At 50.2% G+C, this 26,201-nt stretch carries 22 protein-coding genes; 3 read left to right on the forward strand and 19 right to left on the reverse strand.

The window, feature by feature from the left end; all coding sequences use genetic code 11:
- Window positions 1–121: 121 nt before the first annotated feature.
- Window positions 122–1,336 carry a DUF7833 domain-containing protein gene (locus EV202_RS09745; RefSeq protein WP_131926938.1) on the reverse strand — a complete coding sequence of 405 codons (1,215 nt, stop codon included), beginning with the start codon at window positions 1,334–1,336 and terminating at the stop codon, window positions 122–124.
- Window positions 1,337–1,833: 497 nt separating this feature from the next.
- On the opposite strand from EV202_RS09745, the gene EV202_RS09750 reads away from it, so the two are divergent.
- Window positions 1,834–3,117, forward strand: a complete 1,284-nt coding sequence (locus tag EV202_RS09750) for an AAA family ATPase (protein WP_234878279.1) — start codon at window positions 1,834–1,836, stop codon at window positions 3,115–3,117.
- A 6-nt stretch (window positions 3,118–3,123) separates the two neighbouring features.
- The gene (locus tag EV202_RS09755) at window positions 3,124–3,765 is read left to right on the forward strand and encodes an RloB family protein (protein ID WP_131926940.1); all 642 of its coding nucleotides are present in this window, start codon (window positions 3,124–3,126) and stop codon (window positions 3,763–3,765) included.
- 149 nt (window positions 3,766–3,914) lie between these two features.
- On the opposite strand, the gene EV202_RS15415 is transcribed toward EV202_RS09755, so the two are convergent.
- Window positions 3,915–4,043, reverse strand: coding sequence for a hypothetical protein (locus EV202_RS15415; RefSeq protein WP_262709395.1), 129 nt, complete (start codon window positions 4,041–4,043; stop codon window positions 3,915–3,917).
- A 240-nt stretch (window positions 4,044–4,283) separates the two neighbouring features.
- Between EV202_RS15415 and EV202_RS09760 the strand changes: the two genes are divergently transcribed.
- Window positions 4,284–5,480: a glycosyltransferase family 2 protein gene (locus tag EV202_RS09760; RefSeq protein ID WP_234878280.1), complete on the forward strand. Its 1,197-nt coding sequence runs from the start codon at window positions 4,284–4,286 to the stop codon at window positions 5,478–5,480.
- Window positions 5,481–5,501: 21 nt separating this feature from the next.
- Here the strand turns inward: EV202_RS09760 and EV202_RS09765 are convergent, their stop codons facing one another.
- From EV202_RS09765 to trpB, 17 genes are all read right to left on the reverse strand, one after another.
- Entirely contained in the window at window positions 5,502–6,452 is a 951-nt protein-coding gene (locus EV202_RS09765) for a phosphoribosyltransferase family protein (RefSeq protein ID WP_131926941.1), read from the reverse strand.
- Window positions 6,449–7,648, reverse strand: a complete 1,200-nt coding sequence (locus EV202_RS09770) for a glycosyltransferase (RefSeq protein WP_131926942.1) — start codon at window positions 7,646–7,648, stop codon at window positions 6,449–6,451. The genes EV202_RS09765 and EV202_RS09770 overlap by 4 nt, the downstream gene beginning before the upstream one ends.
- Before the next feature lie 46 nt (window positions 7,649–7,694).
- A complete protein-coding gene (locus EV202_RS09775) occupies window positions 7,695–8,822 on the reverse strand; it encodes a glycosyltransferase family 4 protein (RefSeq protein ID WP_131926943.1) in 1,128 nt (375 codons plus the stop codon).
- Window positions 8,819–10,045, reverse strand: coding sequence for a glycosyltransferase family 2 protein (locus EV202_RS09780; protein WP_131926944.1), 1,227 nt, complete (start codon window positions 10,043–10,045; stop codon window positions 8,819–8,821). The genes EV202_RS09775 and EV202_RS09780 overlap by 4 nt, the downstream gene beginning before the upstream one ends.
- Window positions 10,042–11,520: an O-antigen ligase family protein gene (locus EV202_RS09785; RefSeq protein WP_131926945.1), complete on the reverse strand. Its 1,479-nt coding sequence runs from the start codon at window positions 11,518–11,520 to the stop codon at window positions 10,042–10,044. Before EV202_RS09785 ends, EV202_RS09780 begins: the two co-directional genes overlap by 4 nt.
- 7 nt (window positions 11,521–11,527) lie before the next feature.
- A complete protein-coding gene (locus tag EV202_RS09790) occupies window positions 11,528–13,687 on the reverse strand; it encodes a GumC family protein (RefSeq protein WP_131926946.1) in 2,160 nt (719 codons plus the stop codon).
- Window positions 13,688–13,700: 13 nt separating this feature from the next.
- Window positions 13,701–14,537, reverse strand: a complete 837-nt coding sequence (locus tag EV202_RS09795) for a TolC family protein (protein ID WP_131752695.1) — start codon at window positions 14,535–14,537, stop codon at window positions 13,701–13,703.
- Window positions 14,534–15,700 carry a sugar transferase gene (locus tag EV202_RS09800; protein ID WP_131926947.1) on the reverse strand — a complete coding sequence of 389 codons (1,167 nt, stop codon included), beginning with the start codon at window positions 15,698–15,700 and terminating at the stop codon, window positions 14,534–14,536. Before EV202_RS09800 ends, EV202_RS09795 begins: the two co-directional genes overlap by 4 nt.
- Before the next feature lie 20 nt (window positions 15,701–15,720).
- Entirely contained in the window at window positions 15,721–16,080 is a 360-nt protein-coding gene (locus tag EV202_RS09805) for a response regulator (protein WP_106068496.1), read from the reverse strand.
- Window positions 16,081–16,129: 49 nt separating this feature from the next.
- Entirely contained in the window at window positions 16,130–18,460 is a 2,331-nt protein-coding gene (locus EV202_RS09810; RefSeq protein ID WP_131926948.1) for an LruC domain-containing protein, read from the reverse strand.
- 662 nt (window positions 18,461–19,122) lie between these two features.
- A complete protein-coding gene (gene trpA / locus EV202_RS09815) occupies window positions 19,123–19,899 on the reverse strand; it encodes a tryptophan synthase subunit alpha (protein WP_207903440.1) in 777 nt (258 codons plus the stop codon).
- A gap of 113 nt (window positions 19,900–20,012) precedes the next feature.
- Window positions 20,013–20,624, reverse strand: coding sequence for a phosphoribosylanthranilate isomerase (locus EV202_RS09820; protein WP_131926950.1), 612 nt, complete (start codon window positions 20,622–20,624; stop codon window positions 20,013–20,015).
- Entirely contained in the window at window positions 20,621–21,457 is an 837-nt protein-coding gene (trpC, locus tag EV202_RS09825; RefSeq protein ID WP_131926951.1) for an indole-3-glycerol phosphate synthase TrpC, read from the reverse strand. Before trpC ends, EV202_RS09820 begins: the two co-directional genes overlap by 4 nt.
- A gap of 76 nt (window positions 21,458–21,533) precedes the next feature.
- Window positions 21,534–22,526, reverse strand: coding sequence for an anthranilate phosphoribosyltransferase (gene trpD, locus EV202_RS09830; RefSeq protein ID WP_131926952.1), 993 nt, complete (start codon window positions 22,524–22,526; stop codon window positions 21,534–21,536).
- A gap of 44 nt (window positions 22,527–22,570) precedes the next feature.
- Window positions 22,571–23,209 (reverse strand): anthranilate synthase component II, encoded by a 639-nt coding sequence (locus EV202_RS09835; protein ID WP_106068503.1) that lies wholly within the window; start codon window positions 23,207–23,209, stop codon window positions 22,571–22,573.
- A gap of 30 nt (window positions 23,210–23,239) precedes the next feature.
- Window positions 23,240–24,640 (reverse strand): anthranilate synthase component I family protein, encoded by a 1,401-nt coding sequence (locus EV202_RS09840; RefSeq protein ID WP_131926966.1) that lies wholly within the window; start codon window positions 24,638–24,640, stop codon window positions 23,240–23,242.
- Window positions 24,641–24,667: 27 nt separating this feature from the next.
- Window positions 24,668–25,846, reverse strand: a complete 1,179-nt coding sequence (gene trpB / locus EV202_RS09845) for a tryptophan synthase subunit beta (protein ID WP_131926953.1) — start codon at window positions 25,844–25,846, stop codon at window positions 24,668–24,670.
- Between the last annotated feature and the right edge of the window lie 355 nt (window positions 25,847–26,201).

Below are 26,201 nucleotides of genomic sequence, written 5' to 3' on the forward strand. Positions count from 1 at the left end.
GCCCGCACTTCGTCTCCTGCAAGGCGGCACTTCACTGCTTGCTGAGTGGCACTTTGAGGCCTGCAAGGCGGCACTTCATGGTTGTTGCGCCCTCGGCCTGCGGGGCACATGGGGGGTGCGGTCAGCTGTTCCATGCCGCCGTGGTCTCGTCCCAGTAGGACGTGGCCGAGGGGCGCGGTGGTGCGTTCGCCGGTATGGGGCAGCCCAGATAGGTGCGTTTCCCGTCGATGCGCTGCTCGTAGCGGTAGGGGTCGGGAGGGGCGACGGCCGCTCTTCCGGGTGCGGCTTCCAGCTTGAGCAGGGTTTGCCGCAAGGCCTGCGAGGTGTTTCGTCCTGCCATGGTGAAGTAGGCGAAGTAGCGCTTCACGTCGCTGAGTTTCAGCAGTTCACCGCCTTTCCCAAGGTAGATGATGTGCTGTTCGAACAGCTTTACGGCCTCCTTCAGGTGGCGGCTCAGCAGGTCGCCGTAGCCGCTTTTCATGAAGACCACTTCGAGCCACGAGCAGTCGTTTTGCATTTCGTCGAGGTAATGCTTCCAGTGTAGGATGGCTTTGTTTTCCTCCACCTCCACCTCCACCGGTGAGGGGGATATATGGGGGAGGTATTTTCTGTTCTTCTCTTCTCTGTTCTTTTCTTCTCTTACGCGCGCGAGGCTTTTGCGGTGCGTTAAGTTGCTGTTGCATAGTGGTTTATAGGTACTTTGGGGTGTCGTCCTGTTGCTTGCCGGTTCGGAGCCGGCTCGGAGTTGGCTCCGGGTCGGCACGGGGTTGGCGGGTAGTCCGCGCGAAGAAGAAACGATGACCGTTTGCCCGTTTTCCGGGGTGCCTCCGCTTGTGGGTTTCGTTGCCTTTTGGGACATCGTTTTTGTGATTTCACGGTTTGTCACCGGGGCGGCGGCTTCTTGGTCTGCCGGTTTTGTCACCGGGGCGTTGGAGGTTGCTTTCCCGTCGCGGGGCATGGTTTGTGCCGTTTCCGGTTTTGTTTCCGCGGCGTGGTTCCCGTTCTTTTTCCGTTTTTCGGTGGTATTTTTCTTTGACACAGATTGTTCCTTCCGCCACGGCTCGCAGAAGTCGATGGCCGACGAGAACATGTCTCCTTCGATGACGAACAGGCCGTAGTTCCTGACTATTTTTTCGAGATAGGCTTGTGGGAAGCCTTTCTGCTGTATGAGTTTCAGTTGCCCGAGGAAAAGGCGGTTGGAACTCTGGCCGTAAAGGTGTTCGATGATGAAGAGGTAGCTGCCATATCCGCGTGCTCCTTCTTCGTCGATGAGCTTGAAGAGCCTGCTGTCTTCGCTCATGTTGAAGCGGTGTTTAAACCAACTATAGTTTTCCATTTTCTTTTTTGTTTTGTTTCTGAGTTATGCTGTCATTGGCTGCAAAGTTAAGGCCTGCGAAGACAAAATGCAAATGCACCAAAAGCCGGGTTCGCGGCATTTTATCGGCCTCAGAACATGCTGTGAGGGCTATAAAATGCCGCAAACCCGGCTTTTCATAAAATTATCGATAAATTGATATTTTTTTTGATGGTTTTTATAAATGTCTTGTTAGTCAGTGGGTTATGGAAGCGCTTCGCCGGGGAGGGGAGGAGGTTCTGCTTCATCCGCGGCTTCTCGTATTAGCATGAACACACGTTGATTAGTATGTTCTTATCAGTTGTTTATAAGTAATGAAATTTTTAAACCGATGTATTTCGTCTTTTTTCTATTTTTTGCTATAATTTGACTTTGCGTATTGTTATTATGGGTTTTATTTGTAAATTCGCACATTGAATTTGCTATAATTTGTCGATTGTATGATATTAAGAGTAACAATAGGTAATCTGTATTCTTTTATGGAAGAAACTGCAATCAGTTTTGTTGCAGGAAAGAGTACAATGCATGGAGAACAGGTAAGCAGGGCAGAAAAGCGTGATGATATTTCTGTCTTGAAAGCCGGTGTTATCTATGGTGCTAATGCTTCCGGCAAAAGCAATATTATCAAAGCCGTTTCCGTGATACAAAAGATTGCTTTGTCTGGTGTGCCCAAGAAATATGTGGAACCGTTCAAATTAACTACCCCGAACAGCAAGCCCTCAAAGGTGGAAATGGAATTTAAAGTAGGGAAAAAGTTCTTTGCATATGGAGTTGAATTTTCCTTTAAAGGTATAGTGGAAGAATGGCTTTATGAAATTAACAGTCGTACGGACAAGAAGATTTATGCACGCAAAATTACAGCAGATGGAAATGAATTTACATTTGGTGCAGTTAATGGTGATGCGGAAACGCTACAATTATTGAAATTTATAAGCCAGAGTACTCCTGTGACAGATAGTTTTCTCGCAGAGTACATTAAGCGAAATGGTAAGGGATTGCCTCTAATCAATGACGTATATCGTTGGATGAAAGAAAATTTGAAGATAATTTTCCCGGATTCACGTTATGACGGTATATTCATTCGTGCAGAGAAAGATGAGGATTTTGCAGCAGCAACTAAGTCTTTATTAGAGTATTTCAATACAGGCATTGTAGATATACGCCGTACTAAGGTGAATAAAGAAGATGTCGATTTACCTAAAAACTTAATAAATGAACTTTTGGCAGATGCAAAACCCGATAACATTTATGTAATTGCATCACCGTCGGACTCTACTATTTATTTCTTTGAAACAGATTCAGAGGGAATAACGATTATATATAAGCAAAACGCAATCCATAAGGCTGCCGGCAACAATGAAGTTCCATTTGAGATGAGTGAAGAATCCGATGGTTCCATCCGCCTGTTGGACTTCATTCCTATGCTGATTGACCTTCGGCTGAATGAATCGGTTTATTTGGTTGATGAAATAGATCGCAGTATGCACCCTATGTTGTCACAAAAGTTATTAGAATATTATTTCAATCATCTTTCTAACGAGCGTGATACGCAATTGATATTCTCTACGCACGAATCCAACTTGTTGAATTTGGAGTTAATTCGGGCTGATGAAGTTTGGTTTGTGGAAAAATGTCAACAAGGAGCATCGCATCTTACTTCTTTGGCAGAATATAAGCCAAGGGAAGATATACGCAAGGGTTATCTGCAGGGAAGATATGGTGCGATTCCTTTCTTTGCTCCTATCAAAAGTTTAAAATGGTAAGCAGCCATGAGAAAAAGAAAAGACTTTGAACGACCGGAAGGGATAAAATCCGCAAGATTGGTTGTCATTGCAGCTGAAGGCAGAAATTCTGAAAACATCTACTTTGAGGCGATGAAAACCGAACGGTGTGCTTCGGATGTTCATGTGGAAATTCTGCATCGCGACTCAAATGATTCAAGCCCTGAGAGTGTTTACAAGCAAATTCGTGGATTTATAGCCGAATATAACATTGAAGATGACGACCAACTGTGGGTTGTGGTAGATAGGGATAAATGGAAAAACAAAATGCTTTCCTCGGTGGCGCAGCATTGTGCACAGAATGGCAATTTACACTTCTGTGTAAGTAACCCGTGCTTTGAATTATGGTTGCTGCTTCATGTGGAAGATATTGCTTCATATGATAAGGAGCAGATGGAAGCTCTTTCCTTGAACCGGAAAGTGAACTGTCAGGATACGTGGCTGAAGAAACGCATGAAAGATTTGACCGGACATTATCATGAATCGGATTATGATGCAGCTGCTCTTTTACAGCATATTGTTACTGCAATGGAAAGAGCGGAAAAATTGGATGTATCACCAAAAGACAGATGGCCTCAAAGTGTCGGAACAAGGGTTTATTTGTTGGCGAAGAGTATAATGAATTTATAATCAAGAACACCCATCCTCCTCCCGAACCGTCAAGAAAAAAGAAAATAATCTCTCTATAAATTATCAAGAAAACGGAAAGGATAAAGCGGGGGCAGGGCAGCCTGATGCGCGGATGTGCCGTGCGTGCGTTGTTGTCACTCATCGTCCTTTCAGTGCTTGCGGGTGTGCTTGTACTTCCGGGTCACTTTCCTCATGGACGCCATTGCGCGCTCCATGCCTTTGGTGATTTCGGGCTGCTGCTCCATGTAGGTGCTCAGCACCTCCTTCAAGGTTTCCAACACGACGAGCGTTTCCGCTCTGTGAACTGTTTCGAACGAATAATTAAGAATCTCTCTTTCGTCGAATGCGATTCGGATGTCTACTTTTTATTCATAATTTTAAGTAAAATGGCGCAAAGATAGCAAAATTCCCTTTCCTTGTATAAAAGAAAACAGCCGATTGCAGATGCGCAAGAGCGCAAAAGGAGGAAAAGCGTTTTTCTTCGCCGGACACGCCGGTTTTACCACAAAAAAACGGCCATGAAATTTGGATACGGGCATGAAATGCCGTACCTTTACGGCATGCAAGATTCTTGCGGAAACGTGAAAAGAAACATTCCCTCAAAACAAAACGCCATCATTACGATAAGCAGGAAACGTAACCACCCTAAAATGGAGCAGAACAACCACCCTTTGATATCGTTCGGAATACCCGTGTACAATGCCGCCGGCCTGATAGAGCGCACCCTGCTGTCTGCCTTGGACCAAACCTACCCGAACATCGAATACCTTTTTGTGGACGACAAGGGCAACAGCATGGACATCGTGCGCCGTGTGGTGAACGGGCATCCGCGCGGCCATGCCGTGCGCATCATCGACCAGCAGCGCAATCAAGGGATAGCCGTGGCCCGCAACGCCATTCTGGACCATGCGCAAGGTGAGTATCTCTTTACGATGGACTGCGACGACGTGATTGTGCCCGACTGCATAGAAATTCTTTACAACCAAATGCGGAGCCATCCCGTGGACTTCGTGGCCGCCTCGTTTGTGCGCATGGACATGAACGGAAATACCTACAAAGGCTGCCGCTACGACGACACCATCGTGGAAGGCGGCACCTATCCCGTGGCGCGCTACCGCTACGGCGAAGGCAAAGAACTGTTTGTGGCCTCGTGGAATAAGCTGTACCGGCTCGACTTCCTGAAAAAACACGACATACGCTGCCGGCCCGGACACTACAACGAAGACCCGTGGTTCACCTATCAAGTCATCCTGAACGCCCGTTCCTGTCACCTCATTCCCCACTGTACGCTGTACTACACCTGCAACCCCGAATCCGTGTCGGGCCTCTCCGCCTCGCGAGGATATACGGAGAAAATAGCACGCCAATACGTTGAGATACAGCAGTTGAAGAGCAACTACATTCGCCCCCTCACTGCCGAGACATTCTATCGCAACCTGTTGGCGGACATCATGCAGATGAGCCTCTACCATGCCTACCGCATCGCCGACTCACGCCTGCTGCCTGCCGCCTTGAGGAAAGAGCTGATGCGGCAGATCCTGTCGGTATGTTTTACCGCCCCCGCCCGCGGCCACGGAGGAAAGCGAACGGCCAAATACCTGCTTCTCCGCGTTTTCTTCTCCCTGCCCATGACACTGAAGTGCGGCATGGTCGGTTTAGGCAGGACATTGCAAGTGAAAAAGCGGATAAGCAGGTGGGTGCATTTTAAACATTAGAATAAGAGCGTGTTTGTTATCCTATTCCTTTCCCGTCATGCGCCGGATGTAATTGCGGATATCTAAAAGGAAGTTGCGCACCCGTGGCAGGCTTTGTCCCGACTTCAGGTTGTAGAGCAAAGACTTGGAGTCGTAAATCATCCGGAAATTCTCGGTGCAGAGCACCGGTTTCTTGGTGAGACGGTTTATCTCGATGGCCTGCGAAAGGTTGCTTTCCACAAACAGCATATAGTTCATGGACGAGGCAAACTCTTTCGCCTTGAACGAGGCGTGGCAGTTGGCACGCCGGCGGGCATCCATGTCGGGCAAATCGAGCATCACAAGTTTATTGTACTTCACGTGGTGCTTGGCCAGCCATGCTTCCGTTTCAGGACGGTACTTCTCTAACCGTGAAGTCACCAGTGTGCCGATGGGAGCGCCGGGAATGAACAAGGGCTTGGCATTGAGCAGGAATTGACGGTAGCGCTCGCCGTCGTCATTCTCTTCGGGAGTAGGGTCTACGCACAACACACCATCGATGTCGAAACAAGCTTTCCGGATGCCGGTATGGTTCATGATGTTCCACTGAAAATAGCGCGGAAGGGGCACTGCCTCGAAATAGTAATCCACCAGATTCGTCTTCTCCGGAGCGGCATACACCACACAGTAGCTGATATCAAAGTCGCCTTGCAGTTCTTTCAGCAACTCTTTGCACTTGTTCAGGGCCGAGCCGGTTGCCACACTGTCGTCTACCACCAGAATCTTCTTGAACCGGTGCATGTCGAAAAATTGGCCGCGTTCGCCCGATTTGTAGATATGCCCGTTTCGGAAAGAATCCAGATCCGTCACCGGACGGTTCAGGTAAAGTGCCAGCAAATTGGCCGGAAACATGCCGCTGCGCGGGATGCCCACAATGAGGTCGAAATCGCGCGGCAGGATGTAGAGCCGCTTCAGAATGATTTCGTTCAGGTCGTTTATGTTGCGATAGTTCATTTTTTCTCCTCCTGATAGTCTTTGATGATTCCATAAATTTTCTGTACGCTGTGCCCCCAACTGTGCGTCTCGGCAAAGGCCACGCGTTCCTGTTCCAGTTGTTTGTCGCCGATTTCTTTCACGGCGGCATCTATGGCAGACAGCCACTCTTCCTGATTGGCGGCAAGATGTGTGTGGGCCGAGAAGACGTCGCGCATGGTGTGGGTGCTGGTGGCTACCGTGGGCTTCCCCATAGCCAGATACTCGTCGATCTTCAAAGGATAGTTACCGTCGGTCATCGGGTTGACCATTTGCGGATTGATGCACACATCGTAGGCACGTAGATAAGCCGGCAGTTCGTTCACCGTCTTCTTTCCGAGAAAATACACGTTGGGCACACTGTGGATGGGGTGTGCTTGAAAGCCTGCGTCTTCGGGTCCGGTGAACACAAAGCTGTACCGGGGACGCTGCTTAGCCAAGGTCAGCAGCAGGTCTCCGTCCAGACGCGTACTGTTCACTGTTCCCAAGTATCCGATGATGGGATGGGGGATGTTTTGTATGTCTTCCGGCGTCTCATATTTTTTTGAGGCGTCGTAGAGTGACAGGTTTACTCCGGTTTCAATCGGGTAGGTCTTGGGATTGTAAACTTGCAGTTCGGCCGCAAAATTGGTGGAATTGGCCAATACGATATCGGCAGATGCCGCCAGCGCATATTCCGAGCGTGCACCGTGCTTGTGCCAATAGCGCTCGCCGATGACGTAGTCTCGCCGATAGTAGATGCTGATGGCGGGCCGGATGTACTCCTTCAGATAGCGGCTGCGGAAAAGGTCTGTGTCAATCAGGTGGATATAGTTTTTAAAGCCCAGTTCGCCGGCCATTTTCACTATCCAGCGGCCCAGCTTTTTGTTGTTCACCCGGTTGAAGAGGTTGAACAACGGGGTAGGGAGCTGTCCCACGGGAAGCAGCGTAAAGGGGCAATCCAAAACCCACATGTTTTCATTGATTCTTCGCAAGGCGGACGTTTCTCCTTTAAGCACCTTTATCCGGTGGCGGTAAGCGGCCGATTGCTTGTCGCCTTTCAGGCGGGAGGTAATGTCGAGTGGCGTGCTGACGTAGAGTACCCGGTTCTGCTTTGAAATCTCCAGAGCGGTATTTTTGATGGTACTGCCTATCTCGATGTCCCATGATTGCAGGCTGGTGATGATGAAGTCTTTCATGGTCCTTTGAAGTTAAAGTATGCATGCTTGGTTGCATACGGGTTTGCTATTTTGATGATATCTCGCTGTAAATCTTCACATACTCCTCGGCTGTGTTTTTCCAAGAAAATTGTTCCACGCGTTTCAGGCCGTAGTGCACTTGCTGCTCGTAGAAAAGGTTGTCGGTCTCTAAGCGCAGCAGCGCGTCTGCTATCTCCTGCGGTTTTTGCGGATTGACAAGGAGGGCGCCTGTTCCTGCCACTTCGGGCATGGCGGAAGTGTTGCCGGTGATGACCGGCGTGCCGCATGCCATAGCTTCGAGTATGGGAATGCCGAATCCTTCCTTTATCGAAGGGAAAAGAAAGGCGTAGGCTCTGTTGTACAGGGCCGGTAAATCTTCACCGGGCACATAGCCTGTATAAACGATATGGGCTGCACAGCTATCGATGCCCATATCGGCCAACAGGCTTTCTACGTAAGTTTGTTCCAGCCCGGTTACGATAAGTCTCAGTTTTCTTTTCGACCGGTTCAGGTACTCATGGTAGGAGCGTAATACGCCTCTTGTGTTCTTGCGCGGGTCGGTGTTTCCCAAAAACAGAAGGTACTCGTTTTCCGCTATGTATTTGCGGGTGACGGAAATCGTCTCGTCTTCTGGCAACAAGTGATATTGATTGCCGTATCCATTATAGACTACACTGAGCCGGTTTTCCAACGTGGGGAATCTCTTTAGAATATTGGTGCGCTCTGTCTCGGACACTGTAATGACATGATGGCAGTGGCCTATAATTCTTGGAACATTCCAACGGCGGTAGTACCAGCCTAATTGTTGATAGCGCGACATCCCATCGGACTTCTCTTCGCCCAAAAAGATAATATCATGAAGTGTCAGCACAGTGGGTATACCCGAATACAATGGTGCCGTGTTGGAGGTGCAATGCAACATGTCGACCTTTAAACGGCTGACGGCTAAGGGCAGAGCTATCTGTTCCCATAGCGGATAGGTGGGGCATTTCAGATCGATGATATGGAGATTGGCCGATTCGTGCAGGCAACGATCTTCTCCGGGTGCGACAAACACAAAATATTCGTTGTCGTCTTTTCGGCTCTGAAGCTGTCTTAGAACCTCTAAAATAACAAAGTCCATCCCGTGTTTGTCGCATCGGAAGATGCGTTGTGCTTCAATGGCTATTCTCATTGTTTTTCTGTTTTTGTCTCTGTTGAAACATTATTCTTTTTTTTCTTCTTCTTAAACTGTTTGATGTGACTGGATAGAGAAGCAAAAATAAGGACAGGTAATGCCCAAAGAGCTTTTTTGAAGCGTCGGGCTATTTCACCTTCGGGCAAGGCCATGATAAATGTTAATGTGATGCCGGCTAATAGCATATACCACTTGGGGCTCATGGTCCAATCGAGTATGGTCACGATGAAAGTACAGAAAGTAATAAGGGCTATGAGCAGGAAGCGGGAAGGAAGCAACCACTGGAACAGTTTGTTCACATAATCCCACTCTCCTTTCAGTAAAGCCAAAGGAAGTTGCTTTATGGCATGGAAAGTTGTGCTGTATTGAGTCTCGATCCATTCCTGCCTGCGTGCCTCATAACTGTCGGCATTATCTTCTTTCTTGCTGTAACACACCACGTCTTCCATGTATTCGGTATAGATGTTCTGCTTCAGCAGGGCTGTTTCTATGGATTTTGTCAAGTCCGAACCGGATAGGGTGGGCGCAATTCCATGAAACATCTGGAAATCGAATGCCATGGCCGAACCGATCAAAGCGGAAGAGAACCCCATACGGGTATGTGCCTTACGGAAAAGATTGTTGTTGATTTCTTCACTGGCGGCACTGAGAATGGCAATGCTGGTGGTGAGGTTTTCCGTCATGCGGTGTGCCTGAATAGCGTCGCAACCGGAATAATATGCGTTGTTGAACAAATTGAGTGCATTGGGCACGATACGGTTATCGGAATTGAATATCACCACCATGTCATATTCATTCGGAGAATAGCGTTCCATCACTTGCTGGATGGCATAGACCTTACTGCATTGCTCGCGATCGGGCACAACGATGTTGACCGGCATTTGCAGTATGGTGATGAAATCCTCTTCGGGCAACTGTGTGGCAGCCACGGCAATGTCGTATTTCTCGCGCGGATAGTTTTGCGTATCCAGAAAATGGTTGATGGATTCAATCACTTCCTTACCGTTGCGCAATACACTGAACAATACCAGAAAACGTTGTTCTACTGCGGCTTTAGGATAGGGATTCTTATACTTGCCCAAGGAAAAAAGAGAACATATAAACAAATAAATTACCGGAATAGATAAAAATAGAAACAGCACAGCGTCGGCAATTTGCAGTGCATTGTTGTTCTCGTCCATCCACCAGTCGGGATTGAATATGGAAAAAATGTCCATCATACGGATATTGTTTTTAGGGTTTTAACTGATTGTTTTTTTTGCCTGCTTTCCAAGAAATCGCACTCTATGTAGGAGCCGTTAAGGATGCAGGCCATGAAAGTGAACAAGAGGAACTGCGTGTTGGGCTGACCGAAAAACTGGTTGCCGTAGGCGCTCAGCATCAGTCCGAACAGAGAGCAGATCATGGCCGAAAGGATGTATCGTATCTTTGCGGTTTTCACTCTGAACATGATGACATAACAGCCCCACAGAATGAGCAATACGAATATGCCTACGTGTAGCAGTATGCCCACGATGCCGGTCTGCACCCATATTTTCACGTAGTAAGAGTCCACAGGGATTTCAGTGATGTAGCGTTCGCCGTATTTCCGCGATTCTACGCCGGCCAGTCCCATGCCCTCGCCGAAAGGCTTGTCCTTGAGGTATTCGGCTATGAGCTTCTGGTTTTCGAGTCGCACGTTGAGCGAAGCGTCTTCCGAAGGCTTAAAAGCTGTGCGCATGCGGCGCACATACTGGTTGCCCTCACCTATGTAGGTATGGGCAAAAAAGAGGTAGATGACGATGGCGCATGCGCCGACAATGGCCGTCATCTTTATGTTTTTGGCAATGATGGTGAAGAGTATCATCCCTCCCAACGGTACAATCATGGCTCCGCGGGTGCCCGACATGAACATGCCCACGATGGCAAGAACGGACACAAATGAATAAAACAGCTTGAACTTCTTGCTGCCGGTGTAGATCGCCAGAATGGCGTACATCAGCCCGAAGCCCCCCATGTTCGACCCGAAGTTGCCCGCATCGGAAAAAGTAGAGAAATAGCGCGTGCCCGATGAGAGCAGATGGGTGCGGTAGCTGCCGGCCATCAGCCACCTGATTTCGTATTCGTCGAAACCGAGCTCTTTCTGTATCATCATCTTGATGAAGGTGAGTATCACGAATATGGCCAGTCCGTTTATCAGATATTTCAGGTAGTTGTATTTGGTGAACAACACAGAGCAGAATATGGCCAGAAGCACCATGTTGGGATAGAAACTGCGCGAGTTTATCCAAGCCTCGGTCAATGCACTGGGATTGATGAGTTCGATGAAACAATATACGAACCATACGAAAAAGCCCACCGTGAGCGGATTGAACGCCCGCTTCCACTGAAAATCGCGTGTAGTGAGGGCATGAAACAACATGCAGGCGAAAAAATAGATCAACGTCACCTCAAGCAGCGCGCTGATGTTGGTGAAGCGTTCTAACCGGCGGGCTATGGCTCCCCAGAAACATGCCGTGGCCCCATAGGTGAAAAGGCTGATGATGGGATAACGAACCGACACGCTGAACCATAGCGCGGCAAGAGGAATGCCTGCTACGGCAAAAGCGCCGATGGCCTGACCGCGCATGCAATAGTAGGCTATGGCAAACAATCCGGCCGCCACGACGGCGGAACTGATTGTTCCTATGGGTATGTCTCGGTTCGACGTCAACATGCTTTGTTTATTTTACGGCGGCACGTTTCGAAGTCAGACCCAATTGAGCCAGACGGGTGAAGAAACTGTGAAGCAGGGTTCTTGGCGGAAGTTCGCCCGTGAAGCTCTCAACCACATCGCGGTCGGCATTGTTCAGATACAGTGCCATGGGGGTATCGCCCAATACTTCGCGCATGGACTTGAGGCGGACGTCATCATCCTTACCCCATAGTCGGGCGGCATTGGCTATCAGCAGATTGAAGTCGGCCTGCTTTATCACTGCCAGTGGAAGAGTGGCGACACTGGGTGCGGGATATTCCACAAGGATAATGTCGGGCATCTGCTCCGCACTGTTGAGTTGCCAGAAATCGGATAACTGGCGAGCCTGTACGTAGGTCTGTGTGTCGGTCTCGAAGTCTATTCCGGCTTTCACCAACCGCACGTTAAGGTTTTCTGTCCGCCAATAATCGATGAAGTATTTGGCGAGGAAAGATTTTCCTTCTCTCTCTTCCATACTGAGCAGGTTGATGACCGTGGGACGACCGACCGCCAGATATTTATTGAGCTGACGACACGAATAGGCCGCCGCACGTCGGTTGCAAGCCTTGAGGAAGCCACGGAACTTGAGGTTGCTGATGCCGTTGAAGGCTGCGATGACCGGAAGCCCCGTGAGCCGATGACTGCGTTCGGCGTCGCGCAACGTACGATCCAGCAACTCTATGATAAGGAAATAGGCACTGATGAACACAAGGCTGCTCACAAAGGCCACGATGATGTAGAACATACGTTTGCGCCCGTTGTCCTCAAGCGGGAAATCGGGTGGGGCGATGACTTGAAGGTTGGCGGTGGTCATCTTGATGTTCTGCAGGCGAAGGTGAGCCTCTGACAGACCGTGAAGTTGCTGACGGTAGGTATCTTCAGCTATGCCTACGGCGCGCTCTTTGCGCTTCACTTGGGTGCCTATGGGAGAAAAAGTCTGAAATTGGCTGAAAATATCGTCTCGTCTGTCTTTCAATACCTTCAGTTCGGATTTGGCCTTGGCTTCGTTGATGCAAGCCAGAAGCCATTCGTTCACCATGTTTTCTATGCCTACCCCCTCTTTGGTGAAATTGTACTCGTTCAGGTTGTCGGACAGGTGGCTGATGGCTTGTTCCGTTTTCTTTAACTCGGTTTTATTTTTCGTTAACTTCTCGTTGTTGGCATAATTCTTGTCGGAGGTGAATATTTCTTCTTCCAAGATGTTTTGATTCAGGTTGGTAATCTTCTCCAATTGCTGTAACAGGTTTGTGTTGTCACGGATTATTTTGGCTCGTATATCCATTTTATCCTCTAACATTTTCCTCAAAGCCATGGCGCTCTCATAGGTGCGTGTAGCTTGTTCCTCACGGTCGTCTACCTCATATTTGGTTATGGCTAGGGCCTTGGTTTGTTCATCGTAGTTTATCACTTGCTTGGCTACGTTGTAGTTCATCAGGTCGTCCTCTTCCTGCGTCAGCTTTTCTTTGGCAAGCCTCACCTGTTCCTCAAAATAGGCTATCACGTTGTTGGTGGCGCTGAAGCGAAGAATCTCGTAAGCTTTCAACAGCTCGTCTTCTACAAGTTTCACCGTATTCTGGGCAATTCCCGGGTCTCCGCAGGTATAAGATATGTTCAGCAGGTCGCTGTTGTCCAACCTCTTTATGTCGATGGATTTAAGTGCGTTGTGCCCGTAGAAGGGTACGGGACGGCTGAACATGGCATAGACAAAATTCCTGCCATTTTCTTTACGGTATTTTTGCAGATTTTCCGTGGTTTTTTCCACCGAGTTGCGGTCTACCAGTGCCAATACCTCTTTCGGGGTAGAGCGCAGCAACTGACGGTAGTGTTTGGCCTTGATGTACTGGTTGTCGTTCCACTCCTCGCCGTGCACTAAGTTGGTGGCAAGCAGTCGCAACGATACTTTCTCCAAGGTGCTTTTGGACTTGGCTATGTTGATAAGGTTGTCGAAAGTGCTTCCCACGTTCACCACTCTGCTGCCGTCAAGATTGGTTTCGTTGGTTACGCCTGCATAGATCTGACTGTTCACTGTGTAGGTGAAAGGCAGAAACTGTGTGAAGTAAATCACGACGATGGTTACGAGAAGACTGCCCCATACCAGCCAGTAGCGTATGCGGTAGAAGAACTGTGAAATGAACTGTACGATATCCATAACTGTTTGAACCTTATTTTTCTTTTACTATTTTCACATTGGTAAGCATTTCGAGCAGGGTGATGGCGTTGTGTAGAGACACGCGCGCTTCGGCGTATGTGGTTACGGCTCCCGATCGGCGGGCACGTTCCAAAGAAAGCGTGATGATGTCTATCTTTCCTTGCACGAAGTTGTTTTCCGAAATCTTCATCTGCGCATTGTACAAAGCGGCGTTCTCGGCCTTGGCCTTGATGGTGGCCAACTGTGCGGTGACGCTGTTGTAGGCATCCATTACCTTCAGCCTCCGTTCTTCCATCACTTGCTCCTGTGCATATTTCAATTGTTCGATGTTGTATCGGTAATTTTTCAGTTTGAGGGGACGGTTGATGAGGTCGCCCAAGCCGACGCTGATGCTGGCACCCACATTGAAAGTGCTGCGCGTCCCCGTCGAGGTGGCTTGATACCAATCCACATACGTGTCGCTGTTTTGATTCAAGGTGTTGAATCGCCCGTATGAGTAGTTTCCGTTCAGGCGGATATAGTTCCACCAGTTTCTTTTTTCCAAGCGAAGTGCATTTTCTTGCTGTGCCACTTGCGACTGCGCGCTCTTCACCATCGCGTTTTCCAATACCGCATCCAGAAATACGGAAAGAGGAGGAAGTTCCATCGAGTTGATTTCTTCCGGCACGTCTTGGTCAATGCGTCCGAGGGTGTTTGCTTCCAAAGCGGCATCACCTTCTTTCAATGCTTGCAGAATTTTGATGCGGTCTTCGCGCGACATCTCTTGCGCGGCACTTTCGGAGGGAAAGAGGAGCAATGCAAAAAGAGTTATGCTGCAAAGGGCAAACGGAATATATCTGTTTCGTTTCATACGTTTTCTTTTTGAATAAATGCCGTAAAAGTTTTTAAAAGTATCTTCATATCCAATGCAAAGGAGAATTCTTTTGCATATTTGATGTCCAGTTGTTTGCGCTCGTCGGCAGACATGCGACCGGAATCACCGCGTTTTTCTACCTGCCAAAGTCCTGTCAGCCCGGCGGGACCCATGAAGCGGTCGATGGCGTCGTCACTGGTCAGCAGTTCGGCTTCGTAGAGGGGGAGGGGGCGGTTGCCTATGATGCTCATGTCTCCCTTCAGCACATTGATGAGCTGTGGAAGTTCGTCGATGCTGTATTTACGGATGATGCGACCTACACGTGTGACGCGCGGATCGTTTTCTATCTTGACAAAGGCGTTCTTTTTTTTCTTCTCTTTCTGTTTGAGGAAGTCCTGTTCTGCCAGGACGAAGTCGTCGGAGATGATTAAGTCATCGGAAATGGGAATGTCGGTATCGTCGCCGATGAGGTCTTTCGCCTCTCCGGCCGACGGTTGTTCCGGTTCTTCGGATTGGTATTGGTTGAGGCTGCTCAACTCTCTCAGGCGTTTGTCGGCATCGGTGTACATGGAGCGGAACTTCAGAAAGCCGAAGATGTTGTAGTTGGTGCCTACGCGCTTTGACTTGTAGATGACGTTGCCTTTACTCTCCAGACGGATGGCAAGGGCTGTGATAATCAGTAGGGGGGAGAGCACAATAAGGGCTAAACTTGCAAAAAACAGGTCGAAAAGTCGCTTCCATAACGGAAGGTGAAAGATGTCGTCCCGGCTTCGGCTCTCTTTGAATTCTTGCAGTTTATTGGCCTCGCGTTTCTTGAGGTAGTCGCACATCTGCCGGATACTTTCTTCGGACGTTTCAGGTGGAAGAGTGTTTTGCACCCCGGCTTTGATGTAAAGCGGGCGTTCTTCGGGGGTTATCTTGTCGGTAACCAATGTGATGTATACTCTTGGAAAGCGTTGGTGAAGACGGGTGATGGCGGGAGCGTCTGCTTCTGCCGAAGTTTTCTCATAAAGGATAGTCGTGCTGTATCGTTCGCGGATGCCATCGAGAATTTTTGGAGCTTTGGCAGCCTCGGATACAACGATGAACATGCCATTGGTCATTTGTTGCAAATGATCGATGGTAGTGCGATTCTTACCTATATAGATGTAATAGAACATTCCTTTATGTAATGACTATCTTAAATGAACTTCTTGATTCTTACTTTCAGCTCCATCGGGTTGAAAGGTTTCAGGATATAATCGGCCGCTCCGTCTTCGAGCAGTTTGATGCGGTTGCTGCTGCTGTCTTCACTGGAAAGCATGATGACAGGTATCTGTTTGAACAATTCGTTGCTTTTGAGGTAGTGTAGAAATTCGTCCCCGGTCATGTGGGGCATGCGGATGTCCGAAATGATCAAAGCAGGTTCGTTGCCTTCGTGCAGCCACTCGATGGCTTTCAAAGGGTCTTCAACATAAGTAAAGTCGTACTCTTTCTCTAAATATGTCGAAAGTATCTTTCCGATGGTGGCTTTATCGTCTACTAACAATATCTTTTTCATACTCTTTCTTAATCGTGCGATAGGTTAAACATTGATTACATTTTCTTTCTTATCTATATACATTGTTTTCGTTGGGGGACAGATACCAGTTTGTATTGACATTACGGTTTCTTGCCCAATCGAGGAACAACGGATAGTCCCCGGCCGACGGGTTGGAAGTAATGGAAATATTGACTAATTCTTTCGGATAACGGAAATTGGGTACGCAGATAGCCCAAGTGTTGTTCCCTGCCAAATCGAGGTTGGTTTCCATGGTCATGCCGGCGGCGGTGGCTTTGTACTTCCAGAATTCATAGAGATGCACTTCCACGCGTTTCTGCATATACTGGTATTGATAGCAGATGAAGAAGTCCAAGTTGTCTTTGGAGAAGAGCGGAGTCTGCTTGGTTTGGTCGGCCAACTCGATGATGATTTCGTAAGTATAGCTCTTTCTCCCTTCGGCATGCAGGCCGGCTGTGCTGGCTGTATTGACATGGGTGCCTTGTTCTACCCCGAACACTTGATGCTCGTCGTTGAACAGGGGAATGACGATGTCGTTGTCTCCGTCTTCCATTTGGGTGGAGGAATTATAAGAGAAAAAACGTTTGCCCGTGCGTGGAGAGGTCAGTGTTTCTTGGAAACGGCGGTCGTCTCCACCGGTCCGGATGCTTCGGATGGCGGATTTGGGGATGTTGACAATACGCAACCCCGCACCTACGGTATGGCTGGCGCCTGCGGCTGCCAGAGTCACGTCGATTTGTATGGCTTTTATCGCATTGGTTTGCTTTTCGCGTTTATAAGAGGTCTTCACGTCGAGCACGATGTCGTTGAAGTCGTAGTCGCCCACCATGGGGAAGTTATCTTCAAAGGCATAGGTGTAGGTGATGGCTTCGTCTGTTGCGGAAGTCCCGCTGCCCGAAGCCGGAGTGTTTCCATTGCCGGTGCATTCGCCGGCGGGAATATGGATGGGGGCTTCTCCCCATTTGGACAGTGTGCCGTTTGTGTTGAGAAGGTAGCGCAGAAAAGTGTTACGCTTCCATACATCGGTTATTTCGTCTTTTTGGACTTCATAGTAAATATGCCCGCTCTTGTGTGCGAAACCATTCACGTCGGTCAGTGTGCCTATCTTTATCAGGGCGCTGCCGTTTTGCGGGCCGTTCGCGGTGATACCGCCCCAATTGACCGTGCCGTTGATGGTGAGCATGGAGTTGCTGCCCATGCTGATTGTTTTTCCCCAGCTCCCGTTCGGGGCGTAGTTGCCTATGGTTGCAGAGCAGTTGCTGCCCATGGTCAGACTCCCGTAAAAGTCTTGGGAAACGGTGAGGCGGCAACCATTCTCGATGAGGCTGTTGGAGTGGGAAACCGTCACCAGATTGACTTCACCTTGGTTCACCAGCTTGCAGCCGGCATTGGAAAGTAGCAGCGTGTTTAGTTCTGTTTTTCCACTATTATAGAAGAGGCCGACTCCGTCTATCTCAATGGTATGGACTTGAATGGAGCCCGCATTATAATTTAACCGACCGCCGGAAGCATTGGATAGGTAGATGTAGCCCGTTCCGCCGGTTTCACCCGCGATAGAGCCTCCCGGAAAGACGATGAATCGGCTGCTGCCGACAAGAAATAAGGATTTATCTTGGTTTCCGTCCTTCGGAAGAATAATCTTGCCGCTACCGGTCACAATCAAATCTATGCCGGATTCTATTTTGGCGATATTGTTCCCGGGGTTCCAAGTGCCGTCGACAATCACGGTGGCCGTTCCGTCGTTGATTCCGTAAGTGGTTATCTTTCCTTGATAAGTGGTGCCTTTAGGAATCTTATAAACGTCGTTTTTTACGATGACGGTATTTTCTTTCAGCTCTTTGGCCGTTGTAAGAAGTGTATTGATTTCGGCTTCCGTGCGGTCGGGGGAGTAAGTGGCAATGCCGTTGTTGGCGGCGCGGGTTGCGGCACGGGTGGACGGAGATACGCCGAATGATGCCTGCAAGCTTCCGTTCTCGATGGAGCAGAATTTCACTACACTGCGGTTGGCAGCATCGGTGAGGCAGACATATACCGCCGTCACGTCGATGGGGCAGTCCATCGTTGAAAGGAAGGCCATCTTATTGTTGGCTGTTCCTTCGGCAAGCAGTTGGGCTTTGGAGTTTTCCGTCAAAGGATTGTCATCGTAAATGCGGAGGGAGTAATCTGTTCCGGCATCCATATTGACGGTTACATTGATTTGGATGGAGCGTGTCATTTTCCAATCCATTTCAGGGTCGATGTCTTTTACCGGAAACCGGTCTTGATAAGTAGCTTTTACTTTTTCCGGATTGAAAACATCTTCTTTACAGCCTTGAAAAAGGAATCCTACCACAGCGAGTAAGATTGAAAATGTATATGTGTATTTCTTTTTCTTTTCCATGGGTTGCTGTGCTATTTCTTGTTACGAACAAAAATACATTTAATAAAGTTAATATTCTTATCAATAGGTCACAAATGCTTTCTTGTTAACCTTTTTTAATCGTTCTGTTTGAGTGGATAAATCAAGTTTGTTGCAGGTATGGACAATTATACCGGATTTCTTTCATGTCTCTTCTTATTTAAAAAGTTGTTTATTTTAATCTATAATCTTCTTCGGTTTAGGAGCTATTTTACTTTTTGCGAGGCAAAGGTAGGATAAAATATTCAATTAGTAGTTGTATATTTTGTTTTTTTATGCTATTTCTATGAAAGATTCTTTCAGAAAACTCTTTCGGGGAGTTTGCGTTTTCTTTGCCGTTTTGTTCTTTCCGAAGTGTGGGGATATCTTTCCTAAAGTGTGGGCGCATCTGTCCTGAAATGCAAGCATATACCCTGTAAGGTGTGGGCATATCTGGCTTGAAGTGTGGGCATGTGCTTCTTAAAGTGCGGGCATAGGTTTTCCACGGACTTTTCGCGCAGCCTTGCGTGCCTCGGCCTTGTAGAGCGTGAAAAGCATGCACGCTATGATGTGAAAGTTGTAAAATATGTCTGCGGCGTTCTCTCTTTCCGGGGTTATTGCTTGGCGATTTTTCATGTCTGAGGGAGTTGCAGGCCTGGCCCGCATCATCTTTTCAAATCTTCTTTCAGTTGCGTTATCGCCTTTTCCGCGTCGCCTTCGGCTTCGTTGAGCAGGCTGACGAAACGGCTGCCTATGATGGCGCCCGAAGCGTTGGTGCAAGCAGAGTCGAAGGTCTGCCTGTTGCTGATGCCGAAGCCCACCATACGCGGATTGCGCAGATGCATGTCTTCTATCTTCTTGAAATAGGCCTGCTTTCGGGCGTCGAAATCTCGCTGTGCGCCGGTGACGGAGGCGCCGGACACCATGTAGATGAAGCCGTCGGTGTGATTGTCGATTTCCCTGATGCGGTTTTCGTCGGTTTCGGGGGTGATGAGCATGATGATGCGGATGCCGTGTTTCAGGGCGGTGGCTTTGTAGTCTTTTTCGTAATCGCGGAAAGGGAGGTCGGGGATGATGACGCCATCGATGCCGCATTCCGCGCATTTCCGGCAGAAAGCCTCGAAGCCGAATTGCATGATGGGGTTGAGGTAGCCCATGAGGATGAGGGGGATGCGCACGTCACGGCGGATGCCTTGCAATTGCTCGAAGAGGAGGCGCAGAGACATGCCGTTGCGCAAGGCACGGGCGGCTGCGTCTTGAATGACAATGCCGTCGGCCATGGGGTCGCTGAAAGGGATGCCGATTTCAATCATGTCCACTCTGTTTTTCTCGAGGGTGCGGATGACGTCGGCAGTGCCGTCGAGCGTGGGGCAGCCGGCACAGAAATAGATGGAGAGCAGGTTCTTGGGATTTTCCTTAAAGGTTTGATTGATTCGATTCAACATAATGCCTTGATATTTGACGTTCTACAATAGATCTATTTATCCTTTCACTTTCGGCTTCCGGTTCCGGGATTTGCCTTTGCCGTTTCGTCGGAAGCATGCGAAGCCGGTTTCTAAAACAGCTTCTTCAGAAACCGCTCGATGCGCTCCGTGTCCTTGATGCCGGGTGAGGTCTCGAAACGGCTGTTGATGTCGATGCCTGCAAAGCGCGGATGGCGGAACTTCCTGATGGCCTCCGCACTGTATGGATTGATGCCCCCGCCGAGCAGGAAATCGGTAGAACCGTTGTAGCACAGCAGGAGATTCCAGTCGAACAGGTTGCCCGAACCGCCGTGTTGCGGACTCTTGGTGTCGAACAGATAGTAGTCGCACAGGCCGTCGTAGGCTGAAACGTCCCGCAGGTCTTTAGGTTGGGCAACGGGGAAGGCCTTGATAAGGTGCAGTCCGCAGCGACGCAGCGAACGGCAGTATGCGGGCGATTCCTTGCCGTGCAGCTGAATGTAGTTCAACCCGAAACGGTCGGCATACATGAGGATGTTCTCTTTGCTTTCATCCACGAATATCCCCATGCGTCGGGCGGCTACGGGCAGGTATTCGGGCATCTGGCACAAGCAACGGGGAGACTTGGGATAGAAGATAAAGCCCATCATGTCCACGCCCAGTTGTTCTACTTTGCGGATGTTGCGGGCTTCCGTCATTCCGCATACTTTCACGATTTTCTTCATAGGGCGGAGAGGGTTTCAATCATATCTTTCAGTGTGTCGCCCGGAGCATCGGTCTTCATGAAGGTCTCGCCGATGAGAAAGCCCCGGAAACCGGTTGCACGCAGGCGGGCGATGGTTTCGGGATGCGAAATGCCGCTTTCGGAAACAAGCAGGGGCGTGCCCGTACCTTCTGCGGCTTGCCGGAGCTGTTCTGCTATCCGGAAAGAGTTTTGCACGTCGGTGACGAAAGTGCCGAGGTGGCGGTTGTTTATCCCGATCATGTCCACATCCTTGTTTATGAGGGCTGTTTCTGCGGGGCTGTGAATCTCGAACAGCACCTCCAAACCGAGTGCGTGCGCTTGGGCGGTGAGTGTGCTGCTTTGCTCCGGAGTGAGGCAGGCTGCAATGAGCAGCACGGCATCGGCTCCGACGATGCGGGCTTGCAAAAGCTGGTACTCGTCGATGATGAAGTCCTTGCGCAGGATGGGGATGTCTACGAGTGGACGGGCTGTGCGGATGTCGCGCAGGGAGCCGCCGAAGAATTTCTCATCCGTCAGAATGGAGAGTGCGGCGGCTCCGGCGGCTTCGTAGGCCGCAGGGACGACCTCTGCCCGGGCAGTTTCGTTTATCCAGCCTTTGGAGGGAGAACGCCGTTTGAACTCGGAGATGAGGCCTGTGGGCGATGCCGACAACGCGTGCTTCATGCTGCGGCGGGGAGTCGGCTCTTCTTGCATCAGAAACTCTACCTGCGCGCGCATATGTTCCGGCGAGATGGCCTGCTTTTGCTGCTCTATCTCCATCTTCTTGTGGGCGATGATGGCCGATAGGATGTCATACTCTTTCTTGTTTGTCATTTTATTTGTTACGGAGTATTGGTTTTGAATGTTGTTTGTAGAAGATTTTATTGCGCCTGAAGATTAAAGCCATACTTCAATTAATTTCTATGAACTTCTTCAGCGTCCTCAACGCACTTCCGCTTTCCAACGAGCGGCGCGCGATGTCGATGCACTCTTCTATCTCCTTCTGCGGTTCCATAACCTGGATGGCAAAGGCGGCGTTGACGACGACGCATTGCGTTTGGGCGGCGGTGGCCTCTCCTTTGAGGATATTGTCGAAGATGCGGGCGGCATCTTCCTTGCATGCGCCTCCGAACAGTTCTTCGGGACGGGCGGCATTGAATCCGAGGGCTTGCGGACGATAGATGCGCTCGTAGTTGCGGGTCATCACTTTGAACTCGTCGGTCAGGGAAATCTCGTCGTAGCTGTCGAGGCTGTTGACCACGGCAAAGTCGATGCCCAGTTTATAGAACACGTTGGTGTAGAGGCGCATTTGCGCAAGGTCGGCAACACCGAGCAACTGGTAGGCCGGCCGGCAGGGATTCACCAACGGTCCGAGCAGGTTGAACAGCGTGCGTACGCCCAATGCCTTGCGCACGGGGCCTACCGACTTCATGGCGGGGTTGAAAAGCTGTGCATGCAGGTAGGCGATGTTGCACTCCTCCATGCTGCGTTTCAGTCTGTCGGGGTCGTTGCTGAAGCGCACTCCGTGCTGCTCGATGACATTGCTGGCTCCGCTCACGGAGGTGGCTCCGTAGTTGCCGTGCTTGGCCACTTTGTAGCCGGCTCCGGCAACGACGAAGCAAGCACAGGTGGAGATGTTGAACGTATTCTTCCCGTCGCCGCCCGTACCTACGATGTCGATGGGGCGATAGGGTGCGAAGTCTATCGGAATGCGCGTCTGCATCAGTGCTTCGCGGAAGCCGATAAGTTCGTCTACCGTGATGCCGCGCATTTGGAAGGCTGTCAGCAGCGCAGCTATCTGTGCTTCGGGATACATCTCCTTGGTGATGTTGAGGAGGATTTGTTTGGTCTCTTCCGAGCTGAGCTCTTCGTGATTGAAGAGGCGGGATAATATGGCTTTCATATTTCTTTTATTTACTTACATTGTGCTTATACCTCTCATTTCGTTTAGGCTTTCAACCAGTTTTCCATGATTTTTTTCCCGTCGGGGGTCAGCACGGATTCCGGATGGAACTGGATGCCTCGGACGTCGTGTTTCCGGTGCTTCAACGCCATGATTTGCCCTTCGGGACTGATGGCGGTGACGGCCAGTTCTTCCGGAAAGTCTTCGGTGTCGACCACCCAAGAATGGTAGCGTCCCACGGAGATGGTGGCGGGCAGGCCGTTGAAGAGGTAATCGGGAGAGAGCGGCGGGAGGTGAGGAGTCAGCGGTGAACGATGGGCGACGAATGCTGTTTCTTTTTCGGGGGCATCTTCTCCTCTGACCGTTATTTCGGTCTGTATGCCGTGAAAGACGTCGCTCAGATTGATGAGTTTTGCGCCGAACGCTTCTCCGATGGCTTGCTCGCCCAAGCAGACGCCGAGTATCGGTTTTTGTCCGGCGTATGTGCGGATGACGTCAAGCAGCAGTCTGGCTTCACGGGGAATGCCGGGGCCGGGCGAGAGTATGATTTTGTCATACGGTTGCAATTCTTCGAGGCGGAACCGGTCGTTGCGCAGCACATCCGTTTCTGCGCCGAGCTCTTTCACCAAATGAGCCAGATTGTAGGTGAAAGAGTCATAATTGTCAATGATTGCTATTTTCATGTTGTTCGTTGTTTATCGTTTTTTTTCTGTTTACATTTTCTCTGCCATGACGATGGCTTTCTTCAGTGCGCCGAGCTTGTTGTTCACCTCTTGCAGCTCGTACTCCTCGTTGCTCCGGGCCACGATGCCGCCACCCGCCTGAAACCAGAGCGTTCCGTTGCGGCTGACGAAGGTGCGTATGGTGATGGCCTGATTCAGCGAGCCGTTCAGCCCGATGAAACCGATGCAACCGCCGTATGCGCCGCGATTATGCGGTTCCAGTTCGCTGATGAGCTGCATGGCCCGTACTTTCGGCGCACCGCTCAGCGTGCCGGCCGGAAAAGTATCTACAAACGTCTTGATGGGGTTGGAGTCGTCGTTCAGCCTTCCGCTGACACGGCTCACGAGGTGGATGACGTGGCTGTAATACTGCGTCTCTTTGTAGAAGTCCACCTTTACGTCGCGGCAGTTGCGGGAGAGGTCGTTGCGGGCAAGGTCCACCAACATGACGTGTTCGGCGTTCTCCTTCGGGTCATCGCGCAGATAGCGTGCACCGGCGGCATCCTGTTCGGCGTTGCCGGTGCGCTTCGTGGTTCCGGCAATGAAGTCAATGTAAACCAGTTTTCCCTCGATGCGGCAATGGGTTTCGGGCGATGAGCCGAAGATACGGAAACCTCCGAAGTCGAAATAGAAGAGGTAGGGCGAGGGGTTGATGCTGCGCAGGGCACGGTAGAGTTTGAAGTCGTCGCCCGTGAACCGTTGCTCGAAGCGGCGCGAAAGCACAATCTGAAACACGTCGCCGCGCATGCAGTGGGCAATGCCCCGCCGGATGTTGGCTTTGTGCTCGTCGTCGGTGAGCGGCGAGGTGGTTTCGCCCACAGCCCGGAAATCATACGTCGTATAGTTGCGGTTGCGGATGGCCTTCTGCACCTCGTCCAGCCTTGATTCTTCGCCGGGCGCCAGCATTTCGAGCAGCATCATCTCGTTTTTGAAATCGTTGAAGACGATGAGATACTTATATAATATGTATAGCATATCGGGTGCGTCGTTCGTGGCTTCGCGGCTGTCTTTCACGGGGATGTTCTCAAAATAGCGCACGGCATTGAACGAGGTGTAGCCATACAGGCCGCAGTAGTTGCCATATTCGCCTTCTACGTGAAATCGGCTCAGAAAATCTTTTAGCGCATCCTCCGCGCGGTAGCCGTCGTCTACGGGATGCTCTTCGCGGTCGGCATCGGGCAGGCGGAACACAGCCGTGCCGTGGTCGATGCTGAAACTTGCCACCGGACACAGGCCGATGAAGGAGCGGTTGTTTTCGCTTCCGTGATAGTCCGAGCTCTCCATGAGCGCGCTCTGCGGAAAAATGTCGCGCACTTTCAGATAAGTGCTCACCGGTGTGTGGAGGTCGCCGAGCAGTGTGCGGCTGAGGGTGGTGTAGCGATATTGTTTCATTGTTGTCATTCGTTTTTCTTCGGAAAGTTATTTTTCAAAATCGAGATACGTTTCTATGTCTTTGTCTCCCCGCCCCGAAACGGTGAGCACCACCACATCGTCGGGCTTGAAGCTTATTTTTCCCAGCGCGCCGAGTGCATGGGCGCTTTCAAGGGCGGGGATGATGCCTTCGAGACGCGTCAGTTCGTAGGCGGCGCGGACGGCCTCGTCGTCGTTGACGGAGAGGACGATGGCCCGCTTCTGCGCGGCAAGGTTGGCGTGCATGGGGCCGATGCCCGGATAATCCAGCCCGGCCGAGATGGAGTAGGGTTCTTCAATCTGTCCGTCTTCGTTCTGGATGACGTAGGTGCGTGCCCCGTGTATGATGCCCTGTTTGCCCAAAGCGATGGTGGCGGCCGTCATGCCCGTGTCCGTTCCTTTGCCGCCCGCCTCGGCCAGCACAATCTTCACGCGGTTGTCGTCGATGTAGTGATAGATGGTTCCGGCGGCGTTGCTTCCTCCGCCTACGCAGGCGATAAGGTAGTCGGGACAGTGGCGTCCCTCCTGTTCGGCAAGTTGTTTCTTTATCTCTTCGCTGATGACTGACTGCAGCCGCGACACCATATCGGGATATGGATGCGGTCCTACGGTGGAGCCGATGATGTAGAAAGTGTCCGACGGATGGCAACACCAGTCACGGATGGCCTCGTTGGTGGCGTCCTTCAGCGTCATGTTTTCTCCGGTGACGGGAACCACGGTTGCCCCCAGCATCTTTATCTTCTCCACGTTGATGTGTTGGCGTTCCACATCGGTCTTGCCCATATAGATGACGCATTCCATATCCATCAGGGCGCAGACGGTGGCAGTGGCCACACCGTGTTGTCCGGCGCCGGTTTCGGCAATGATGCGCCGTTTGCTCATGCGGCGGGCCAGCAAAATCTGCCCGATGGTGTTGTTTATTTTGTGGGCGCCGGTGTGGTTCAGGTCCTCGCGTTTGAGGTAAATCTTGCAGCCGTACTTCCGCGATAGGCGGTGTGCCCGATAGAGTGGGGAGGGGCGGCCTACGTAGTCGCGCAGCAACCGGTCGTATTCGCGTTTGAAGTCTTCGCTTTGAAGCACGTCGAGGTAGGTGTTTTGCAACTCTTCCACACACTTGTGGAGGATTTCGGGGATGTATGCCCCGCCGAAATCTCCGTAATAACCATCTTTGTCAACTAAAAAACTCATATTCGCTGTGTTTAAAATCATCTTGGCGGTAAAACGAAAAAAGCCCCGTCGCTTGGTGCGACAGGGCTCTTTCTGTTTTCTGTTGTTCCTTATATATACATCGGATATATACATACGAGCGCTGCTCCCTTACGACTGTCGGAGTTGTAACGGACGCCACCACCAATATGTATTTACCGATATTGTTCTCATTGTCTTTTTTTGTTTTTACGGGGGCAAATATAAGCACTTTGTTTTTACCTCCAAAATAAAACTTACTTTTTTTCTTCGGGAGAACATTTTTCTTGATTCACTGTTCTATGATAAGAGGGTATCCGGAAGAAACGGCGATATATTTTCACGGTTTTCGTTCCGG

The sequence above is a fragment of the Prevotella heparinolytica genome, assembly GCF_004342845.1.
Taxonomy (GTDB): domain Bacteria; phylum Bacteroidota; class Bacteroidia; order Bacteroidales; family Bacteroidaceae; genus Bacteroides; species Bacteroides heparinolyticus.

Excerpts from the sequence above, each read along its gene's own strand:
- EV202_RS09820 (WP_131926950.1), bottom strand. The coding sequence starts at position 20,624 with ATGAAGAAAATCGTGAAAGTATGCGGAATGACGGAAGCCCGCAACATC.
- EV202_RS09810 (WP_131926948.1), bottom strand. The coding sequence starts at position 18,460 with ATGGAAAAGAAAAAGAAATACACATATACATTTTCAATCTTACTCGCT.
- EV202_RS09780 (WP_131926944.1), bottom strand. The coding sequence starts at position 10,045 with ATGATGGACATTTTTTCCATATTCAATCCCGACTGGTGGATGGACGAG.
- EV202_RS09770 (WP_131926942.1), bottom strand. The coding sequence starts at position 7,648 with ATGAAAGACTTCATCATCACCAGCCTGCAATCATGGGACATCGAGATA.
- EV202_RS09775 (WP_131926943.1), bottom strand. The coding sequence starts at position 8,822 with ATGAGAATAGCCATTGAAGCACAACGCATCTTCCGATGCGACAAACAC.
- EV202_RS09785 (WP_131926945.1), bottom strand. The coding sequence starts at position 11,520 with ATGTTGACGTCGAACCGAGACATACCCATAGGAACAATCAGTTCCGCC.
- EV202_RS09790 (WP_131926946.1), bottom strand. The coding sequence starts at position 13,687 with ATGGATATCGTACAGTTCATTTCACAGTTCTTCTACCGCATACGCTAC.
- EV202_RS09795 (WP_131752695.1), bottom strand. The coding sequence starts at position 14,537 with ATGAAACGAAACAGATATATTCCGTTTGCCCTTTGCAGCATAACTCTT.
- EV202_RS09835 (WP_106068503.1), bottom strand. The coding sequence starts at position 23,209 with ATGAAAATAGCAATCATTGACAATTATGACTCTTTCACCTACAATCTG.
- EV202_RS09765 (WP_131926941.1), bottom strand. The coding sequence starts at position 6,452 with ATGAACTATCGCAACATAAACGACCTGAACGAAATCATTCTGAAGCGG.
- EV202_RS09760 (WP_234878280.1), top strand. The coding sequence starts at position 4,284 with ATGAAATTTGGATACGGGCATGAAATGCCGTACCTTTACGGCATGCAA.
- EV202_RS09745 (WP_131926938.1), bottom strand. The coding sequence starts at position 1,336 with ATGGAAAACTATAGTTGGTTTAAACACCGCTTCAACATGAGCGAAGAC.
- trpC (WP_131926951.1), bottom strand. The coding sequence starts at position 21,457 with ATGACAAACAAGAAAGAGTATGACATCCTATCGGCCATCATCGCCCAC.
- EV202_RS09805 (WP_106068496.1), bottom strand. The coding sequence starts at position 16,080 with ATGAAAAAGATATTGTTAGTAGACGATAAAGCCACCATCGGAAAGATA.
- EV202_RS09800 (WP_131926947.1), bottom strand. The coding sequence starts at position 15,700 with ATGTTCTATTACATCTATATAGGTAAGAATCGCACTACCATCGATCAT.
- EV202_RS09840 (WP_131926966.1), bottom strand. The coding sequence starts at position 24,640 with ATGAAACAATATCGCTACACCACCCTCAGCCGCACACTGCTCGGCGAC.
- EV202_RS09755 (WP_131926940.1), top strand. The coding sequence starts at position 3,124 with ATGAGAAAAAGAAAAGACTTTGAACGACCGGAAGGGATAAAATCCGCA.
- trpB (WP_131926953.1), bottom strand. The coding sequence starts at position 25,846 with ATGAGTTTTTTAGTTGACAAAGATGGTTATTACGGAGATTTCGGCGGG.
- trpD (WP_131926952.1), bottom strand. The coding sequence starts at position 22,526 with ATGAAAGCCATATTATCCCGCCTCTTCAATCACGAAGAGCTCAGCTCG.
- EV202_RS09750 (WP_234878279.1), top strand. The coding sequence starts at position 1,834 with ATGGAAGAAACTGCAATCAGTTTTGTTGCAGGAAAGAGTACAATGCAT.